Origin of the sequence: Streptomyces sp. NBC_00872 (assembly GCF_045161915.1) — a bacterium.
Taxonomy (GTDB): Bacteria; Actinomycetota; Actinomycetes; order Streptomycetales; family Streptomycetaceae; genus Streptomyces.
This window is the reverse complement of sequence record NZ_CP108806.1, coordinates 2,017,585-2,034,889: the sequence shown is the minus strand read 5'-3', so window position 1 is coordinate 2,034,889 and position 17,305 is coordinate 2,017,585. Positions and strand designations below refer to the sequence as shown.

General features: G+C 71.3%; 18 protein-coding genes and 1 pseudogene. 12 read left to right on the top strand and 7 right to left on the bottom strand.

Annotated features, from left to right (window positions below; genetic code table 11):
* Positions 1–43: 43 nt before the first annotated feature.
* Positions 44–1,228 (top strand): XdhC family protein, encoded by a 1,185-nt coding sequence (locus OG214_RS08775; protein WP_405984407.1) that lies wholly within the window; start codon positions 44–46, stop codon positions 1,226–1,228.
* 9 nt (positions 1,229–1,237) lie between these two features.
* Here OG214_RS08775 and OG214_RS08770 read toward each other — a convergent pair whose 3' ends face one another.
* Together OG214_RS08770 and OG214_RS08765 are read right to left on the bottom strand one after the other, a co-directional pair.
* Positions 1,238–2,263 carry a LacI family DNA-binding transcriptional regulator gene (locus OG214_RS08770; RefSeq protein ID WP_363082838.1) on the bottom strand — a complete coding sequence of 342 codons (1,026 nt, stop codon included), beginning with the start codon at positions 2,261–2,263 and terminating at the stop codon, positions 1,238–1,240.
* 223 nt (positions 2,264–2,486) lie between these two features.
* Entirely contained in the window at positions 2,487–3,683 is a 1,197-nt protein-coding gene (locus OG214_RS08765; protein ID WP_405984406.1) for a lactonase family protein, read from the bottom strand.
* A 95-nt stretch (positions 3,684–3,778) separates the two neighbouring features.
* Between OG214_RS08765 and OG214_RS08760 the strand changes: the two genes are divergently transcribed.
* Together OG214_RS08760 and OG214_RS08755 are read left to right on the top strand one after the other, a co-directional pair.
* Positions 3,779–5,053, top strand: coding sequence for a VWA domain-containing protein (locus OG214_RS08760; protein WP_365901759.1), 1,275 nt, complete (start codon positions 3,779–3,781; stop codon positions 5,051–5,053).
* Positions 5,053–5,907, top strand: coding sequence for a hypothetical protein (locus OG214_RS08755; RefSeq protein ID WP_405984405.1), 855 nt, complete (start codon positions 5,053–5,055; stop codon positions 5,905–5,907). Before OG214_RS08760 ends, OG214_RS08755 begins: the two co-directional genes overlap by 1 nt.
* Before the next feature lie 141 nt (positions 5,908–6,048).
* Here the strand turns inward: OG214_RS08755 and OG214_RS08750 are convergent, their stop codons facing one another.
* From OG214_RS08750 to OG214_RS08735, 4 genes are all read right to left on the bottom strand, one after another.
* Positions 6,049–6,564 (bottom strand): FBP domain-containing protein, encoded by a 516-nt coding sequence (locus OG214_RS08750; protein ID WP_363082834.1) that lies wholly within the window; start codon positions 6,562–6,564, stop codon positions 6,049–6,051.
* 143 nt (positions 6,565–6,707) lie between these two features.
* Complete coding sequence (gene lysA, locus OG214_RS08745; RefSeq protein WP_405984404.1) at positions 6,708–8,039, bottom strand: diaminopimelate decarboxylase; 1,332 nt, start codon at positions 8,037–8,039, stop codon at positions 6,708–6,710.
* Positions 8,036–8,512 carry an SAV_915 family protein gene (locus OG214_RS08740; protein WP_363082832.1) on the bottom strand — a complete coding sequence of 159 codons (477 nt, stop codon included), beginning with the start codon at positions 8,510–8,512 and terminating at the stop codon, positions 8,036–8,038. Before OG214_RS08740 ends, lysA begins: the two co-directional genes overlap by 4 nt.
* Positions 8,513–8,703: 191 nt before the next feature.
* Positions 8,704–9,531 (bottom strand): LuxR C-terminal-related transcriptional regulator, encoded by an 828-nt coding sequence (locus OG214_RS08735; protein ID WP_363082831.1) that lies wholly within the window; start codon positions 9,529–9,531, stop codon positions 8,704–8,706.
* A 205-nt stretch (positions 9,532–9,736) separates the two neighbouring features.
* On the opposite strand from OG214_RS08735, the pseudogene OG214_RS08730 reads away from it, so the two are divergent.
* Both OG214_RS08730 and OG214_RS08725 read left to right on the top strand, forming a co-directional pair.
* A pseudogene (locus tag OG214_RS08730) lies at positions 9,737–11,122 on the top strand (AMP-binding protein); the annotation flags it as partial.
* 117 nt (positions 11,123–11,239) lie between these two features.
* Complete coding sequence (locus OG214_RS08725; RefSeq protein WP_405984403.1) at positions 11,240–12,781, top strand: AMP-binding protein; 1,542 nt, start codon at positions 11,240–11,242, stop codon at positions 12,779–12,781.
* Positions 12,782–12,845: 64 nt separating this feature from the next.
* Here the strand turns inward: OG214_RS08725 and OG214_RS08720 are convergent, their stop codons facing one another.
* Complete coding sequence (locus OG214_RS08720; RefSeq protein ID WP_363082829.1) at positions 12,846–13,247, bottom strand: helix-turn-helix domain-containing protein; 402 nt, start codon at positions 13,245–13,247, stop codon at positions 12,846–12,848.
* 95 nt (positions 13,248–13,342) lie between these two features.
* Between OG214_RS08720 and OG214_RS08715 the strand changes: the two genes are divergently transcribed.
* The 7 genes from OG214_RS08715 (at position 13,343) to OG214_RS08685 (ending at position 17,304) form a co-directional block, all read left to right on the top strand.
* Positions 13,343–13,720: a VOC family protein gene (locus tag OG214_RS08715; RefSeq protein WP_363082828.1), complete on the top strand. Its 378-nt coding sequence runs from the start codon at positions 13,343–13,345 to the stop codon at positions 13,718–13,720.
* A 126-nt stretch (positions 13,721–13,846) separates the two neighbouring features.
* Complete coding sequence (locus tag OG214_RS08710) at positions 13,847–14,437, top strand: hemerythrin domain-containing protein (protein WP_405984402.1); 591 nt, start codon at positions 13,847–13,849, stop codon at positions 14,435–14,437.
* A gap of 440 nt (positions 14,438–14,877) precedes the next feature.
* A complete protein-coding gene (locus OG214_RS08705) occupies positions 14,878–15,129 on the top strand; it encodes a gas vesicle protein (RefSeq protein ID WP_363082839.1) in 252 nt (83 codons plus the stop codon).
* Between the two features lie 40 nt (positions 15,130–15,169).
* Positions 15,170–15,607, top strand: coding sequence for a gas vesicle protein GvpJ (gene gvpJ / locus OG214_RS08700; RefSeq protein ID WP_363082826.1), 438 nt, complete (start codon positions 15,170–15,172; stop codon positions 15,605–15,607).
* 3 nt (positions 15,608–15,610) lie between these two features.
* On the top strand, positions 15,611–16,324 hold the full coding sequence (locus tag OG214_RS08695) for a GvpL/GvpF family gas vesicle protein (RefSeq protein WP_405984401.1): 714 nt from the start codon (positions 15,611–15,613) through the stop codon (positions 16,322–16,324).
* 50 nt (positions 16,325–16,374) lie between these two features.
* Positions 16,375–16,737 (top strand): gas vesicle protein GvpG, encoded by a 363-nt coding sequence (locus OG214_RS08690; RefSeq protein ID WP_405984400.1) that lies wholly within the window; start codon positions 16,375–16,377, stop codon positions 16,735–16,737.
* Between the two features lie 69 nt (positions 16,738–16,806).
* On the top strand, positions 16,807–17,304 hold the full coding sequence (locus OG214_RS08685; protein ID WP_405987457.1) for a gas vesicle protein: 498 nt from the start codon (positions 16,807–16,809) through the stop codon (positions 17,302–17,304).
* Position 17,305 lies beyond the last annotated feature (1 nt).

Sequence of the window (17,305 nt, the reverse complement as noted above, 5' to 3'; positions counted from 1 at the left end):
GGAGAGCGGGGTCCGCCCCCATCAGAGCCTTGAGGAGACCGTCATGCTGGACATCGCCGAAGAGCTGAACCGGTGGGTCGGGCAGGGACGCCGCTTCGCCGTCGCCACGGTGGTGGCGGTCGGCGGCAGCGCGCCCCGGCCGCCGGGCGCCGCGCTCGCCGTCGACAGCGAGGGCACGGCGATCGGCTCGGTCTCCGGGGGCTGTGTGGAGGGGGCCGTGTACGAACTGTGCCGGCAGGCGCTGGAGGACGGCGCCACCGTGCTCCAGAGCTTCGGCTACAGCGACGACGACGCCTTCGCCGTGGGGCTGACCTGCGGTGGAGTCATCGACATCCTGGTGACGCCGGTAGGGGCGGACGCCACCGGACATCCCGTCGGCGCGGTGTTCGCGACGGCGCTGGCCGCCGCGGCGCGCGGGGAGCCGGCGGCGCTCGCGCGGATCACCGGGGGACCGGAGGAACTGCGGGGCCGCGCCCTGCTGGTACGGCCCGGCGGCTCGTACGAGGGCACCCTCGGCGGGCATCCGGAGCTGGACCGCACGGCGGCGGCGGAGGTCCGTGCCCTGCTGGACGCGGGCCGCACGGGCACGGTCGTCATCGGTGAGCGGGGATCGCGCTGCGGACAGCCCCTGACGCTGTTCGTCGAGTCGAGTGTGCCGCCCCCGCGCATGATCGTCTTCGGGGCCATCGACTTCGCCTCGGCGCTCGTCACCACCGGCAAGTTCCTCGGCTACCACGTGACGGTGTGCGACGCGCGGCCCGTCTTCGCCACCCGGACCCGCTTCCCCGACGCCGACGAGATCGTCGTGGACTGGCCGCACCGCTATCTGGCGTCGACCGCGACCGACGGGCGTACGGTGCTCTGCGTACTGACCCACGACGCCAAGTTCGATGTGCCGCTGCTGGAGACGGCCCTGCGGCTTCCGGTCGCCTTCGTCGGCGCGATGGGCTCCCGGCGGACCCATGAGGACCGCGAAAGGCGGCTGCGCGAGATCGGTGTCACCGAACTCGAACTGGCCCGGCTGCACTCACCGATCGGACTGGACCTCGGCGCGCGTACGCCCCAGGAGACGGCGCTCTCGATCGCCGCGGAGATCGTCGCGGCGCGGCGGGGCGGCAGCGGTGTCCCGCTGAAGGGCGCGCACACCCCGATCCACCACGACGGGCCGCGCGCGGGCGAGCGGCAGCGGAAACGGACACCGGCGGAACGGATCGGTTCCGCGGCCTGAGCCGGCGCGTCACCCCGACGCCCGGCGCACCAGTTCCGTCCGCAGCACCACATGCTGCCAGGCCGACGAGGCATCGCTGATCGACTCCAGCAGCACCCGCGCCATGGTCCGTCCCATCTCCTCCACGGGCTGGCGCACCGAGGTGAGCCGGGGATCCGTATGGCGCGCGATGGGGGAGTCGTCGAAGCCCACCACGGCCACATCCTCGGGAATCCGGCGGCCCGCCGCCCGCAGTGTGTGCAGGGCACCCACCGCCATCACATCGGAGGCGGCGAACACCGCGTCGAGCCCGGGATGGAGTGCCAGCAGCTCGGCCATCGCACGGCGTCCGCTCTCCTCCGTGAAGTCACCGTGGGCGATCCAGGAGGGGCGCGGGCCGCCGGGCGCGCCCCGTACGGCCTCCTCGTACCCGCGCAGCCGGCACTGCGCCACATACATGTCCAGCGGTCCTGTGATGGTGGCGATACCGCTCCGTCCCGACGCCGACAGATGGCGTACGGCGGCACGTGCGCCGCCCACATTGTCGGAGTCGACGTAGGACACGGACTCGTCGCCGGATCTGCGGCCGCTGAGCACGGTGGGCATCTCCATCCCGGCGAGCAGATCGGGCAGCGGGTCGTTGTCGTGGAGGGAGACGAGCAGCACGCCGTCGATCCTGCGGGCGCGCGCGTACTGGAGGAAGCGCTGCCGCTCCTTCTCCGTACGGACCAGGGTGAGCAGGAGCTGGAGATCGGTGTCGGCGAGACCGTCGCCCACACCATGGACGATGTCGGAGAAGTACGGCTCGGCGAAGAACCGCTTCTCGGTCTCCGGTATCACCAGGGCCACGGCGTCGGTACGGCTCCCCGCCAGGGCGCGGGCCGCCCGGTTGGGTATGTAGCCGAGCTGGGCGATCGCCTGCTCGACAAGGTGTCTGGTGGTGTCCTTCACCCGCGGTGAGTTGTTGATGACGCGGGACACCGTGCCCCGGCCGACGCCCGCGAGCGCGGCGACCTCCTCCAGGGTCGGCTGGCCCGTACGTCCCCTCGTCGCCATCGTGCGGCCTCCCGTCGAGAGTGTGCCTGAGCCTGATCCAGGAGCGGGGAACGGGCTGGTCGCCATCCAATCACTGGGAGCGCTCCCATGCACGAGAACGGCGAAGTGCGCGAGAACGGCGAAGTGACAGGGAAGGGGACAGGCCGGGACAGGACCGGCCCGGACCGGCCTGGAGAGGACCGGCCCGCACAGGACCGGCCGTCTACAGCGGCAGGCCGGCCGTCTACAGCGGCAGCGCGCAGACCGCGACCGGCGAGGTGAACGGTTCGCCCGCCGGGCGCAGTCCACCGCCGTCCTGGTCGACATGGAAGACCGTCACCGAGTTCGACCGCTGATTGGCCGCGAACAGCAGATTCCCGTCGGGGGAGAGGGCGAGCTGCCGTGGGAAGTCGCCCCCGACCGGCACGGTGTCCAGCAGCCGGAGCGTCGCGCCGCCCGCTCCGACGGCGTACCGGGTCAGTGTGTTGGGACCGCGGTTGGCGAGATAGGCGAAGGCGCCGTTGCCGGTGACCACGAGCTGGGCGGGGAAACCGCCGTCCGCGCCGCCCGTGCCGGTGGACTGCGGCTCGCCGGGTGTCAGCAGACCGCTTCCCGGGTCGTACGCGCAGACGACGACGGTGTTGTCCAGCTCGTTGGCGAGATAGGCGTACGCGCCCGACGGATGGAAGGTGAGATGGCGGGGGCCCGCGCCGGGGCGCAGCCGCGCGTACGAGACCTGCGCGAGCGTCCCCGCCGATGTGTCCAGACGGTAGGTGTAGACCGTGTCGTTGCCGAGATCGACGGCGAGGACATGGCCGCCGTCCGGGGAGCTGATGATCTGGTGGGCGTGCGGGCCGTCCTGGCCGGGGCCGGGCGGCGGAGCGGAGTGTGTGACCAGATCCGTGCGCTCGCCCAGCGCGCCGGACGGGTCGACGGGATGCACGGCCACACTGCCGGAGGTGTAGTTCGCGCTGAGCAGCCACCGCCCCCGCGGATGCACCGAGAGATGGGTGGGTCCGGCCCCGCCGGTGCTCCGGGTGCCGAGGATCCGGTGGTCTCCGTCCTCGGCCAGGGCGATCGCCGTGACACCGCCGTTCTGCTGCTCGTCGACGGTGTAGAGCGTGCCGCCGTCGGGATGCACGGCGAGGTACGACGGGTTCTCGACGCCCGTGAGCGTTCCGGTGCCCGAGACCGCGCCCGTCGCGGGATCGTAGGTGGCGAGTCCCACACCGGTCCCGCCGCCCGCGGCGGAGGTGTACGTACCGAGGAAGAGCGGCCGGGTGGCGGCGGCGCGCGGCCGGGAGGGGGCGGCCGGGGCGTCGGCCGTGCCCGTGGCGGGTCCGGGCGGGGACGGCCGCGCGTCGGCGGCGGGCGCCGCGAGGACCGAGGTGGCGGCCAGCACTCCCATGCCGATGAACCGCCTTCTGTTCACTCCACCCATGCCGCAACCTCCTCTGTATGAAACCCTCTTGAGCCTTTGTGACGTTCCGTCGGCTTGCGTTTGGTTCCCTCGTACCATTCTCATATCATCCGGCGATGATCATAAGTAGACGGTCGGCAGCCGCCGTGTGCGGTCTGGTGGCCACTTTGGCCGTAGGGCTCTTCCCTCCCGCTGCCGCCGCCGATGAACCTACCGGGAAACCGGCACCGAAGGTCGATCTCGTACTCGATGTGAGCGGCTCCATGCGGGCCCGTGACATCGACGGCCAGTCCCGGATGGCCGCGGCGAAGCAGGCGTTCAACGAGGTGCTGGACGCGGTGCCGCAGGAGGTGGAGCTGGGCATCCGCACCCTCGGGGCCGACTATCCGGGCAAGGACACCAAGGTCGGCTGCAAGGACACCCGGCAGCTCTACCCCGTGGGACCACTGGACCGTACGGAGGCGAAGACTGCGGTCGCCACCCTCGTGCCCACCGGCTGGACACCGATCGGACCCGCCCTCCTCGGCGCGGCCGAGGACCTCGACGGCGGTGACGCCACCCGGCGTATCGTCCTCATCACCGACGGCGAGGACACCTGCGCCCCGCTCGACCCCTGCGAGGTCGCGCGGGAGATCGCGGCCAGGGGCATCCATCTCACCATCGACACCCTGGGGCTCGTGCCCGACGCCAAGACCCGGCGCCAGCTCACCTGTATCGCCGAGGCCACCGGTGGCACCTACACCTCCGTGCGGCACACCGACGAGCTCTCCGGCCGGGTCAAACAGCTCGTCGACCGGGCCGCCGACCCCGTCGTCACACCGGTCGCGACCGAGGGTGCCGCACGCTGCGCGGACGCTCCGCGGATCAAGCCCGGTCTCTACAGCGACCGCGAGGAGTTCTCCGAGCACCGCTGGTACCGCGTGGACGTCCTCCCCGGCCAGGAGCTGCGTGCCTCGGTGAGTGTCGCCGCGGACCGCGCCGTCGACCGGGACTACGCGGTGCTGCTGCGCGCCGTGACCGTGCACGGCAGGGAGATCGTCCGGGGCGCGGAGGCGGGCGACGGACGCACCGATGTGATCTCGGCGGGGCTGCGCTATCCGAAACCGCCGGCCGAAGGCGGTGACGACGAAGATCTGAAGCCGGCGGCGGAGACGGTCTGCCTCCAGGTCAGCAACGCCTTCTCCGCGCCGGACTCCGTGAAGACCACTCCAGGTCTGCCCGTCGAGCTGACCGTCGACCTGGTGGACTCGCCCGACGAGGCGTCCGACATCGCCGCGTTCGGTCTCGGCCGCGGCTGGTGGCTGCTCGCCACCCTGGTCCTCACCGGCCTCGTCGCCGGACTGCTGTGGGGCTGGATCTCCCGCCTGCGTGTCGTCCGGAGGACCAACTGATGCGTATCACCGCCATGCTCACGGGCCCCCTGCTGACCGCGGCGCTGCTGCTCGGTACGGCGGGCGGCGCCGTCGCCGACGAGACACCCACGCCCACCGCCGACGGGTCGGAGAGCGCCGCGGGGCCCACCGAGGCGGGCACGTCCTTCCGTACGGCCACCGCCTTCAAGCCGGGGCAGCGCGCCACGGCCGAGGCCTCCACGGGCGACTATCTCTACTGGGTCTTCCCGGCCGACACGGGACAGCGTCCGACCGTGACCGCCACGGTCACCCTGCCCGGGTCCGCCGCCGCCCGGAAGGGCGCGGCCACCTGGCGGGTGGATGTCTACGACGGGCTGCGCCGCCGCCAGCCCTGTGTGAACGGTGCCCAGACCGGAGCGGTCGCCGCGGACGCGGACACGGTGGCGCTGCGCTGCACGCTCCGTACCGTACGGGCGTGGGCCGAGCCCTGGGCCAACGATCCGCTGCCCGGCAGCTACTACGTGCGTCTCACCGTCGTGAGCGCGCAGGAGGAGGATCTCGGGCTGCCCGTGCGCACGGAGATCGAGGCGTCCACTGCGGACCGGGGCGGGGCGTACGCGGTCGGCGGGAAGCTGGCCGCGCCGCTGGTACCGGGCGTCGCCGACGCGTCCACCGGGACCGGCACCGGGAACGAGAGCGGGAGCGGAACGGACGACGGCGAGGACGGGACGGTGCTCGCGTCCGAGCCGGAGGACGGCTGGTCCTCGGGCCGGTGGACGGACCGCTGGATCTGGACCGTGGCCGGGGGTGTGCTCGGCGCGCTCGCGGGCATCGCCGGCTACACCCTGGCGCGCCCGTCCCGCCGCCCGTCGGCGCCCTCGTACGGCGCCTGACCGTCCTCGTAGGGCGTCTGGCCGCCTTCGTACGGCCTCCGACCGAGCGGCCGGGCAGGCCGGGCAGGCGCCCGACGGACAGCGCGGGCCCCGGGAACGCTCCTGGGGCCCGCGCCTCGTCCCACCGGGTCCGGCGCGCGGTCATCCCGCCTTCGCGGACTCCTCGAACAGCTTGTCCAGGAACCGGTCCAGATTCGCGCGGGTTCTGGCTATCTGCTCGGCGAGGGTGAGCGACTCCTCCAGCCGGCGGCCGAGCAGGGTCTTCCGCTTGCCCCGGACATACAGGGGGCACGCGAGATCCGCGCACATATAGATCCCCACGGCATTGCCCTGACGGCCCGCGGGCCCCGCCTTGGGCGCGCTCATGAGATCGACACCGGACGCGGTGTGGGGCGTGACACAGATCGAGCAGATGCTGGACTTGAAGACGCTCTTCTGTCCGGAGGACGGTGCGCGCAGCGTGATGCCGGTCCAGGCGCCCTCGCGCTCCGTGACGAGATAGCCGCGGTCGGGGGCGCCGGGATCGCGCCAGCCCAGAAAGTCCAGATCGGCCCAGGGAAGGCCGTCCAGATCGCGGGGGAGGCTGATTCTGCGGGCCTCGCCCTTGGAGCAGTTGACGAACGAGCCACGGATCTCGTTCTCGCTGAGCGGCTTCATGACGGGGAAGCTAACAAGCGCCCGAACGGTGTGTCGCGGTATTTTCCGCCGGCGCTCTCCGGTCTCCGCCGACGGTCCCCCGTCCCTCGTCTCCCGTCGCCGGTCCCTCGTCTCCCGTCTCCGGTCTCCCGCTCCCGCCCGGCTCAGAGGCCCACGTCCCGGGCGTGCAGATCCTCGAAGCTCTCCCGGCGCACCAGCAGCCGCGATCCGCCCCCGGAGACCGCCACCACCGGCGGGCGGCCCGTCATGTTGTAGCCCGACGCCATCGACACGTGGTACGCCCCGGCGGCCGGGACCGCCAGTACGTCGCCGGGTCTGATGTCCTCCGGCAGTTCCACGGGACCGGCGAGCACATCGCCCGCCTCGCAGTGCCGGCCGACGACCGTCGCCGTCCGCATCGGGGCCGCCGACGTACGGCCCACCCGGCGGACCGTGTAGCGCGCCCCGTACAGTGCGGGCCGCGGGTTGTCGCTCATCCCGCCGTCGACGGCCACGAACACACCGCCGGCGCCGCGCTTGACCGACAGCACCCGGTAGAGCGCGATCCCGGCCGGTGCCATGATCGAGCGGCCCGGTTCCACGGTCAGCGCGGGGACGGGAAGACCGTGCTCGGCGCAGGCGCTCGCCAGGGTCCGGGTGATCAGCTCCCCGTAGACCGAGGGGGCGGGCGCCGGATCTCCGGGCAGATACGCCACCGCGAAGCCGCCGCCGAGGTCCAGCTCGGGCAGGGTCACACCGTGGCGGTCCCTGATCGCCGCCAGGAACGCCACCAGCCGGCGTACGGCCTCCGCGTACGGTTCCGCCTCGGCGATCTGCGAGCCGAGATGGCAGTGCAGACCGACGAGTTCGAGCCGGGACTGGCCGAGGATCCGGTCGACGGCGTCCGCCGCCGAGCCGTCCGCGATCGAGAGGCCGAACTTCTGGCCCTCCGTACCCGTACGGATCTTGGGGTGCGCGCCCGCCTCGATGCCGGGCAGTACGCGGACCATCACCCGCTGGGGCTCGGGCCCTTGCACCTGAGCGGCGATCCTGGCCGTCTCGCAGGCCGAGTCGATGACGATCCGGCCGACGCCGAGGCGCAGCGCCGTGCCCAGGTCCTGGGGGGACTTGGCGTTGCCGTGCAGCACGATCCGCTCGGGCGGGAAGCCACGGGTGGCGGCCAGCCGGAGTTCACCCGCGGAGCAGACGTCGAGTCCGAGGCCTTCCTGCTCCATCCAGTCGACGACGGCCCGGCAGAGGAACGCCTTGGCGGCGTAGACGACATCGGCGCCGGGCAGCGCCCGCCGCCACGCCCGCGCGCGGGCCCGCACCTCGTCCTCGTCCAGGACGTAGACCGGGGTGCCGTAGCGGTCGGCCAGTTCGGCGAGCCCGACCCCGGCCACGGCGATGTCGCCACCGGGCGCGAGGACCGCGGACGCGGGCCAGACGCTCGGCGCGTTCAGCTCACTGATCAGCAGGGACGGTTCGGTGGTCATACCGACATCGCCTCCGGCAGCTCCGGAGCGTGGCGCGCACAGGTTCTGACCGGGGCGGGCCTGGGAGCGGGGGCGGGTGCCGGGACCGGGGCGGGGGCGGTGAGCTGGGGGTCCACGGTGACGATCGCGGCGCCGAGCGGGGCGGCCAGCCCGCGCAGCACGGGCTCCGCGAGCCTGATCCACGCCTGCTGCTCGCCGAGGACGGCGGTCAGCCTCCGGGCGCTGGTGAAGGCGATCGCGGTCCGCGCGCCGAGCGGGGTGCGGGCGAAGCGCAACTGCTGTCCACCGCACGAACCGAGCCGTACGGGTACGTACAGCGGCCGTGCCGCGGCACGGCCCTCGTCCACGGCGGGATCCGGACCGGGGTCGGGGTCCGGGTCGGGATCGGGGTCCGAGGCCGGGCCGGCGCCGCGGGCGGAGCCCCGGTCCGAACCGGGCTCCGTGCCCGCGTCCTCGGTGATGAGGCGCTCCATGGTGTCCTCCCAGGGGAGTCGTTCACTGACTGACACCAGGAAGCTATGCCCGGGGGACGGCGGATCGCCGGGCTCATGACGGACCGTTGACCGGGAAGGCCCGCATTTTGACGCACTCCTGGCGCGGATCCCACGACGCCCGGGTGGCGCGGATCCCATGACGCCGGGGCCCGGCACCGTCCCGTCCCGTCCTACGGCAGCAGGCCGGCTCGCCTTGCCGCCACCACCGCTTCCAGGCGCGTATGCGTGCCCAGCTTGCGCATCGCCGAGCGCAGATAGCCCTTCACCGTCTCCGGGCGGAGCCCGAGCAGTTCCGCCGTCGTCACATTGGTCGAGCCCGCCGCGACACAGCCCAGTACATCCACCTCGCGCGGTGCCAGTGTGACCGGCAGCGGACGCGGGGGAGTGTCCGCCGGGCGCGCGGCGCCCGCGAGCCGGCCGCAGACGGAGAGCAGTTCCTCGCGCAGTTCCGCGTCCACGATCCGGGGTGCCAGCGCGCGCAGCTCGCCGTGGGCCGCCCGGACCTCCTCCCAGGCTCCGGCGCCCGCCGTCGCCTCACGGGTCACCGAGAGCAGCCTTCGTACCTCGTCCCGTACGACGAGCGCCTGTTCCACATCGCGCGCGGCGGCGACCGCCGCGTCGAAAGCGCGCTCACCGATCGGCAGCGCGCTGCGCAGGGCCCCGTACAGCACCCCGCGCACCGTGCGCCGTACGACCACGGGTACGGCGAGCACGGAGCGCAGCCCCTCCGCCGCCACGACCGCGTCGTACTCATGGCTGATGTGGCGCGCCTCCCGGTAGTCCGTGACCGCGCAGGGCCTGGCCATGGCGATCGACTTGCCGCCCAGACCGCTGCCCGAGGAGATCGCGAGCCCGCGCAGGGCGCTTGTCGCGGTGCCGTTCAGCTCGGCGATCCGCAGCTCTCCCACGTCGTGCGTCAGCCCGCCGAAAGCCACGGTCAGCCCGGTCGTCCTGCGCAGCCGCGCCAGCGCCGACCGCATCTCCACCGCCTCGGCCATGCCACTTCCTCCCGCCCGCGCCGCGACCCTCCGCCCACCACCCCCGTCCGGGGGTGGTGAGACCTGCGTCACCAATTAAACGATGCTAGTCCCTGTCGGTCCTCAGCCCGTCCGCCCGTGCGGCGGCCCATCGGCGGGACTGGCGGGACGCACGCCGGGGAGACGCGGGCCGGACACCCGGCGAGGTCAGGCAAGAGGAGGGCAGATGACGGCAAGGACGCCGAGCGGTCCGACCGAGGAGTTCAGAGCGGCCCGGGACTTCCTGCTGGCACACCGGGAGGACTACGCGACGGCGTACAAGGGCTTCTCCTGGCCGCGGCCGATGCGCTTCAACTGGGCGCTGGACTGGTTCGACCGGATCGCCGAGGGCAATGACCGGGTCGCCCTGCATCTCGACGAGGAGGACGGGCGGCAGACCCGCCTCTCCTTCGCCGAGATGTCCGCCCGCTCCAACCAGGTCGCGAACTGGCTGCGTGAGCAGGGAGTCCGGGCCGAGGACCGGATCGTCGTCATGCTCGGCGACCAGTCCGAGCGGTGGGAGACCGCGCTCGCCGCGATGAAGCTGCGGGCCGTCGTCATCCCCGCGCCCCCTCCGCTCGGCCCCGCCGGGCTGCGGGACCGTATCGAACGCGGCCGGGCCCGCCATGTGATCATCCGTGCCGAGGACACCGGGAAACTCGCCGGTGTCGCGGGCGGCTTCACCAGGATCGTGGTGGGCGGTCCCGCCGCCCCGGACGGCACCGGGGACTGGCGCTCGTACGAGGACGCGTACACCCGGCCGGAGACCTTCACACCGAACGGTGTCACCCATGCGGATGACCCGCTGATGCTGTACTTCACCCCGGGCACGACCGCGCGCCCCAAGCTGGTCGAGCACACCCATGTCTCGTACCCCGTCGGTCATCTCGCGACGATGTACTGGATCGGGCTCAAGCCCGGCGATGTCCATCTCGACATCGCCCCGCCCGGCCGGGCCAGGCACGCCTGGTCGAATCTCTTCGCCCCCTGGAACGCCGAGGCGACCGTCTTCGTGCACCACCGCACCCGCTTCGACCCGGCCCGGCTGACGGCCGCGATGGACGCCGCCGGAGTCACCAGCCTCTGCGCACCGCCCACCGTGTGGCGGACGCTCGTCCAGGCCGGTCTCCCCCTGCTGCGTACACCGCCGCGCGAGGCCGTCGCCGCGGGCGAACCGCTCGACACCGAGGTGATCGAGGCGGTCCGCCGTGTGTGGGGTGTGACGATCAGGGACGGCTTCGGCCAGACCGAGACCGCAGTCCAGGTCGCCAACTCGCCGGGGCAGCTGCTGAAGGCGGGGTCCATCGGGCGGCCGACCCCCGGCTTCACGGTCACCCTGGTCGACCCGGTCACCGGAGTGCCCGGTGTGGACAAGGGCGAGATCTGTCTCGATCTCTCCACCTATCCGGTGGGGCTGATGACCGGCTATCACGGTGACCCCGACCGGACCACGGCGGCGATGGCCGGCGGCTACTACCGGACCGGTGACCTCGGGGCCCGTGACGCCGACGGCTACCTCACCTACCTCGGTCGCACCTGCCCCGGTCGCTCCGGCGATGTCTTCAAGGCGTCAGGATCAGGGGAGTTCCTTTCCGAACGCGGTTGAGCGACTGAGGAACGAACGGCTGAGGAACGAACGACTGGGAAACGAGCGACCGAGAAACGCCGGTTCCGGGCGAGGGAGAGAGCGATGCGGGTACCGATGACTGTCACGGACTTCCTCGACCGGGCGGAGCGGGGGTTTCACACCAGCCCTGGAGTGGTCGACGAATGGGATCAACCCGGGCCGCCCGTACCCGTGTCGACGTACGGGCGGCTCGGCGAGCGGGTGCGGGCCTGGCAGGCGGGGCTCGACGCGCTCGGCGTGGGCGAGGGGGAGCGGGTGGCGGTGGTGAGCCACAACTCCGCCCGTCTGCTTGAACTGCTGTTCGCGGTACCGATGAGCGGGCGGATCTGCGTGCCGGTCAACTTCCGTCTGAAGCCGGAGGAGATCGAGTATGTGGTGCGGCAGAGCGGAGCCTCGGTCCTGTTCGTCGACTCCGAGCTGGACGCGGGACTCGCCGGGGTCGGGGCGCGCCACCGCTTCGTACTGGGCGAGCGGACCGAGACCGGACTCATGCGCTTCGGCGTCGAGCCGCGACCGTGGTCGAGGCCGGACGAGGACGCCACCGCGACGATCAACTACACGTCGGGAACCACCGCCCGTCCCAAGGGCGTTCAGCTGACCCATCGCAACATCTGGGTCAACGGTCTGACCTTCGGTCTGCATACCCGGGTGTGGGAGCGGGACGTCTATCTGCACACACTGCCGATGTTCCACTGCAACGGCTGGGGAATGCCGTTCGTGATGGCCGGACTGGGCGTCAAGCAGGTGGTGCTGCGCAAGGTGGACGGTACGGAGATCCTCCGCCGGATCGACGAGCACGGAGTCACGCTGATGTGCGGCGCGCCCGCGGTGTGGAACGCGGTGCTGGACGCGGCGGCGTCCTGGGAGGGAGAGATCCCGGGCCGGGACAGGGTGCGGATCGTCTGCGCGGGGGCCCCGCCGCCGAGCAGGATGATCCAGCGGGTCGAGGAGGAGCTGGGCTGGGAGTTCACCCAGATCTACGGTCTGACCGAGACATCACCGCTGCTCACCTTCAACCGGACCCGGCCCGGCGACGAGGACCTGCCCGCGGAGGAGCGGGCGCGCAAGCTCTCCCGCGCGGGACTCCCCGCGCTCGGGACCGGACTGAAGATCTCCGGGTCCGGAGAGGTCCTGGCCCGGTCGAATGCCGTGCTTGAGGGGTACTGGGACAAGCCGGAGGAGACCTCGGCGGTTCTTGAGGACGGCTGGTTCCGCACCGGGGACGGCGGCGCGCTGGACGAGGCCGACGGGCATCTGACGATCTCCGACCGGAGGAAGGACGTGATCATCACGGGCGGTGAGAACGTGTCGTCGATCGAGGTGGAGGACACGATCTTCAGCCACCCCGCGGTCGCCGAGGTGGCCGTCATCGGCGTGCCGCACGAGAAGTGGGGCGAGACCGTCAAGGCCCTGGTGGTCCTGGCGGACGGGGCGACGGCGTACGAAGCCGACATCATCGCCCACTGCAAGCAGCGGATGGCCGGCTACAAGGCACCGACGACCGTCGAATTCCGTGCGGCCATCCCGCGCACGGCCACCGGCAAGGTCCAGAAGTTCAAGCTCCGCGAGCCCTACTGGTCCGGCCTGGACCGAGAGGTCAACTGACCGCGGGAAGTCGGCTGACAGCGGGAAGTCAACTGACCGCGGGGAGTCGGCTGACCGCGGGGAGTCAACCGGCCGTGGCCTGTGACGCCCGGACGAACCGGTCGCGGGACTCCTCGATGTGTTCCAGATACCGGCGGGTCCACGCGCACATGCCGTAGACGGTGTGCCGCAGCGCCTGACCCGCGTCCGTGAGCGTGTATTCCACGCGCGGCGGCACGGTCGGGTAGACGGTGCGCTCGACGAGCCCGTCGCGTTCGAGTCCGCGCAGCGTCTGCGTGAGCATCTTGTGGCTGATGCCCTCCACCTCACCGCGAAGCTCCGTGAACCGCAGGGTGCGCTCGCCGAGGACAGTGACCACCAGCAGCGTCCACTTGTTCGCGATGCCGGAGAAGATCTCACGCGCGAGGGAGTGGGCGCGCGTCACATCCGCGTCCTCCGGAACGCCCCTGACCTCTTCGGTAACCACCGGGTGCCCCTCTCTCCCAAAAGTGCGTTCTTCCGTCTGACCTCATCACTCTCCTACGGTTCCCAGGTATCCACAAGTTACCGCGAGGAGACGTCATGACCATTCTCAAGACATACGCACGCCTGTGGGCCGACGAGTTGGACACGTCGCTGGCGCTGCTGCGTGAACTGACCGGCGCGGAGACCGATCTCCGCTTCGCCTTCGGCTCCGTCGAACTCGCGGCGATCGGTGACTTCCTCGTCATCGCGGGGCCGCCCGCGGAGCGCGCCCGCTACTCCCACGCCAGTGCCACCGTGATCGTCGACGATCTCGATGCCCTGACCAGGACACTCGCGGACGCCGGCGCCGAGATCACCACCCCGGAAAGCACCAGCGCCACCGGCCGGTTCCTGTACGCGCGCCATCGTGGCGGCGCGGAGATCGAGTACGTGGAATGGGTCCCGGAGTTGGTGGCGCGCGTCGTGCGCGCCTAGGCCGACGGCCGGTGGCGCCGCTGTGCCGCTTCCGGAGAGGCGGAATCACGTAACCCGGCCAAGGATGGTGAGGAGCGGGGCGAACGAACAGCTGGAGAGCGGAACGCGAAACGGAGAGGACAAGCGATGAACGAGGCAGACAAGGAACGCCGTATGGCGGCGGAGATGCCGAAGGACGATGTCGTGGCGATCCTGCTGCGCCAGCACGCGCGCATCCGGGATCTGTTCACGGAGGTGAGGAAGGCGCAAGGGCAGGCCAAGCGGCAGGCGTTCGAGGAACTGCGCGCCCTGCTGGCGGTGCATGAGACGGCCGAGGAGATGATCGTGCGCCCCGTCGCGAAGGAGACGGCGGGCAAGAAGGAGGCCGACGCGCGGAACCAGGAGGAGAAGGAAGCGAACAAAGTGCTCGCCCACCTGGAGAAGATGGACGTCGCCGACCCTCGGTTCGACGTCCAACTAGCCGACTTCGAGCGGTCCGTCATCGAGCACGCCACCCACGAGGAGCGGGAGGAGTTCCCCGCGGTGCGCGGCGGGCGGAGCGAGGATCAGCTCAGGGACATGGGCAGGCGGCTCCGGGCGGCCGAGAAGATCGCCCCCACGCGCCCGCATCCGATGGTCGCGGGCTCGCCGCTGGCGCAGTGGACCGTGGGCCCCTTCGCGTCGCTGGTCGACCGTACGCGGGACGCGATCACCCGCAGCGGGACACCGAGCCGCTGACCTGGCACGCTCACCCGGTGACACCTCACCCGGAGGCACCGGTGCGGCACGCCACGGGGTCCGGGCGCCACGGATTCCGGACGCCATGGGTTCCAGAACGCTCAGTCGTCCGGCCTTCACCGTGTGTACTCCGGCCCCCGGCGGATCGGCGCGGGGCGGTCATGGCACCGCCACCGCGCCCGGTCCGGTGTCGGCGTCGCCGCATGGCGCCGTTCCCGCCGTCCCGGCCCGCGTTCGTCGCCGTCCCGCACTGCGGGTGTTTTATCGCGGGTGTTTCATAGGAAAGTAGGGCAAAACCCCATGAAACCCTCGATATGAGTGTGAGTGGAAGCGACATGGTCGGCAGTGAGCGGCGGGATGCGAACGGTGCGCGGTCCTCCCGGACATCCGGGAGCCGGCATCGGGACGGCGCCGCCCGGGAGGAGCGGCCCCGGAGTTCCATGGAGATGGGGCAGGCACTGCGGGAGGCCACGGAGCAACTCGCGGCGCTTCTCGGCAAACAGCCCGAGTCGGTGTCCGCCGTCAAGCGCACGGAGGACGGCTGGCAGGCCGACGTCGAAGTGCTGGAGATCCCACGGGTGCCGGACACGACCAGCGTGATGGCGAGTTACCGGGTGCGACTGGACGAAGCCGGCCGCCTCACCGAGTACGAGCGCCGCGAGCGGTATGCCCGGGGCCGGATCGAGCGGTGACCGCCAGGAGCACGCGCGGCGGCCGCTGAAGGGAGTCATCGTGACTGTAGCGCCGCAGGGAGGCCAGGTCGCCGTCGGTGGCGGCGGAAACCTCTACGACGTCCTGGAGTTGATCCTGGATCGCGGGCTCGTCATCGACGCGTTCGTACGGGTGTCCCTGGTGGGTATCGAGATCCTCAAGATCGACGCACGGGTCGTCGTGGCGAGCGTCGACACGTACCTCCGCTTCGCCGAGGCGGTCAACCGGCTCGACCTGGAGGAGGGACGCAAGGCACCCGAGACGCTCACCGGCCTGGTCGGCGAGGTGACCGAGAGCGGGGCACGCGGCAAGAGCAAGGGCGCCCTGACCGGAGCCGTCGAAGCCATTACCGATTCCCTCCAGGGCGACCGGACACGGGAACGGGAGGAGCCGGAGCCGGAGCCGGAACCGAGGCGCCGGAGCACCGCACGGCGCCCCGCCAAGCACCGGGAGGAGTGACGCATGTCCGTCTACGTCTACGCCATCACCTCTTCCGACTGCCATCCACGCCTCGACGACCTGCGCGGTGTGGGCGAAGAGGCGCCCGGCCTGCGTACCGTCACCGAGGGTTCCCTTCAGGCGATCGTCAGCGACGCGCCACAGAACCTGCGCGCCAAGAGAAGAGATCTCAGCGCCCACCACGACGTACAGCAGCGACTGCTGTCCGAGCACGCGGTACTGCCCATGCGATTCGGTCTGATCGCCGCCGACGACGAGGCGGTGCGCGCGGCACTCGGCGAGAACGCCGAGCCGTACGCCGAAAGGCTCGCGGCGCTCGCGGACCGGGCGGAGTTCAATCTCAAGGCGGCGGAGGACGAGGACGTCCTGCTGCGCCAGGTGATCGAGCGTTCGGACCGGGTGCGGCGGCTGAGCGAGACGACACGGGGCGGCGGCGGAACGTACGAGGAACGCCTGGCGCTCGGTGAGTTGATCTCCGCCGAGGTGCGGGTACGGCAGGACGAGGTGACCGCGGACGTGATCGAGGCGCTGCGGCCGTACACCGTCGACGAGTCGCGGGGCGGCGCCACGTCGGAACACTTCCTCAATGTGTCCTTCCTTGTGGACCGGGACCGGTCGAAGGAGTTCACCGCCGCCGTGGAGAAGCTCGGCGAGCAGTACGCGCCCGACATCGAGCTGCGCCTGAGGGGGCCGTTGTCGCCGTACAGCTTCGTATGACCCGTAAAGCTACGACCCGTAAAGCCTCGTAGGACATGAGGAGTCGCACGATGGGCCTGCTGACTCAGATCCTGACCGCGCCGCTGGCACCGGTGCGCGGCTTCGGCTGGGTGGTGAACCAGGTCATCGAGGTCGCAGAGCAGGAGGCCTACGACACCACCCCCGTCGAACGCCAACTCGCCGAGCTGGAGAGGGAGCTGCTGGAGGGCCGCATCGACGAGGCGGAGTTCGACCGCCGGGAGGACGAGCTTCTCGACCGGATCGAGGCCATCGAGCGCGCACGCTCCGGCGCCCCCCAGGGGCAGTGGGCCGAGGAGCAGGAGCAGGGACAGGAGCAGGAGCAGGAAGAGCGGGAGGAGCGGGAGGAGCAGGAGCAGCAGGCACAACGGGGACACCACGAGCCCGAGCGCTGAGCGACCAGGATCGAGGCCTGACGCATCGTGACAGATCCGACTTCCGCCCGACAGCCCGTTCCGCGGACCATGCAGGCCGTGTCCCCGTACGGGCAGGGGTCGTCGGCGAATCTGGCCGACATCCTCGAACGGGTCCTCGACAAGGGGATCGTCATCGCCGGGGACATCCAGATCAACCTGCTGGACATCGAACTGCTCACGATCAAGCTCCGGTTGCTCGTCGCCTCCGTCGACAAGGCCAAGGAGATGGGCATCGACTGGTGGGAGCACGATCCGTCACTGTCCTCCCGGGCCCGGGAGGAGACCCCGCGGCCGTCGCTGGCCGAGGAGAACAGCCGGTTGCGCGCCGAGGTCGAGAATCTGCGCAGACGCTCCCTGGCCCCCGCCGACGAGCGCCCCGCCGACGAGCGTTCTTCTGACATCGAGTACGACGACATCCAGTACGAGGACGAGCGCGACGACAGCGCGTACAGGGCCGAAGGGGACAGGGCCGACGGGGACAGAACCGAAGGGGACAGGGCCACGAGGGACAGGGAACGGAGAGCGCGCCGGGAGAGGAGGCGGTGAC

What these genes read in the sequence shown, in the direction of transcription:
- OG214_RS08710 (WP_405984402.1), top strand. Translation starts at nt 13,847, where the DNA reads ATGAACGAGGCAGACAAGGAACGCCGTATGGCGGCGGAGATGCCGAAG.
- OG214_RS08760 (WP_365901759.1), top strand. Translation starts at nt 3,779, where the DNA reads ATGATCATAAGTAGACGGTCGGCAGCCGCCGTGTGCGGTCTGGTGGCC.
- OG214_RS08725 (WP_405984403.1), top strand. Translation starts at nt 11,240, where the DNA reads ATGCGGGTACCGATGACTGTCACGGACTTCCTCGACCGGGCGGAGCGG.
- OG214_RS08735 (WP_363082831.1), bottom strand. Translation starts at nt 9,531, where the DNA reads ATGGCCGAGGCGGTGGAGATGCGGTCGGCGCTGGCGCGGCTGCGCAGG.
- OG214_RS08770 (WP_363082838.1), bottom strand. Translation starts at nt 2,263, where the DNA reads ATGGCGACGAGGGGACGTACGGGCCAGCCGACCCTGGAGGAGGTCGCC.
- OG214_RS08715 (WP_363082828.1), top strand. Translation starts at nt 13,343, where the DNA reads ATGACCATTCTCAAGACATACGCACGCCTGTGGGCCGACGAGTTGGAC.
- OG214_RS08685 (WP_405987457.1), top strand. Translation starts at nt 16,807, where the DNA reads ATGCAGGCCGTGTCCCCGTACGGGCAGGGGTCGTCGGCGAATCTGGCC.
- OG214_RS08755 (WP_405984405.1), top strand. Translation starts at nt 5,053, where the DNA reads ATGCGTATCACCGCCATGCTCACGGGCCCCCTGCTGACCGCGGCGCTG.
- lysA (WP_405984404.1), bottom strand. Translation starts at nt 8,039, where the DNA reads ATGACCACCGAACCGTCCCTGCTGATCAGTGAGCTGAACGCGCCGAGC.
- OG214_RS08690 (WP_405984400.1), top strand. Translation starts at nt 16,375, where the DNA reads ATGGGCCTGCTGACTCAGATCCTGACCGCGCCGCTGGCACCGGTGCGC.
- OG214_RS08775 (WP_405984407.1), top strand. Translation starts at nt 44, where the DNA reads ATGCTGGACATCGCCGAAGAGCTGAACCGGTGGGTCGGGCAGGGACGC.
- OG214_RS08750 (WP_363082834.1), bottom strand. Translation starts at nt 6,564, where the DNA reads ATGAAGCCGCTCAGCGAGAACGAGATCCGTGGCTCGTTCGTCAACTGC.
- OG214_RS08740 (WP_363082832.1), bottom strand. Translation starts at nt 8,512, where the DNA reads ATGGAGCGCCTCATCACCGAGGACGCGGGCACGGAGCCCGGTTCGGAC.
- OG214_RS08705 (WP_363082839.1), top strand. Translation starts at nt 14,878, where the DNA reads ATGGAGATGGGGCAGGCACTGCGGGAGGCCACGGAGCAACTCGCGGCG.
- OG214_RS08695 (WP_405984401.1), top strand. Translation starts at nt 15,611, where the DNA reads ATGTCCGTCTACGTCTACGCCATCACCTCTTCCGACTGCCATCCACGC.
- OG214_RS08765 (WP_405984406.1), bottom strand. Translation starts at nt 3,683, where the DNA reads ATGGGTGGAGTGAACAGAAGGCGGTTCATCGGCATGGGAGTGCTGGCC.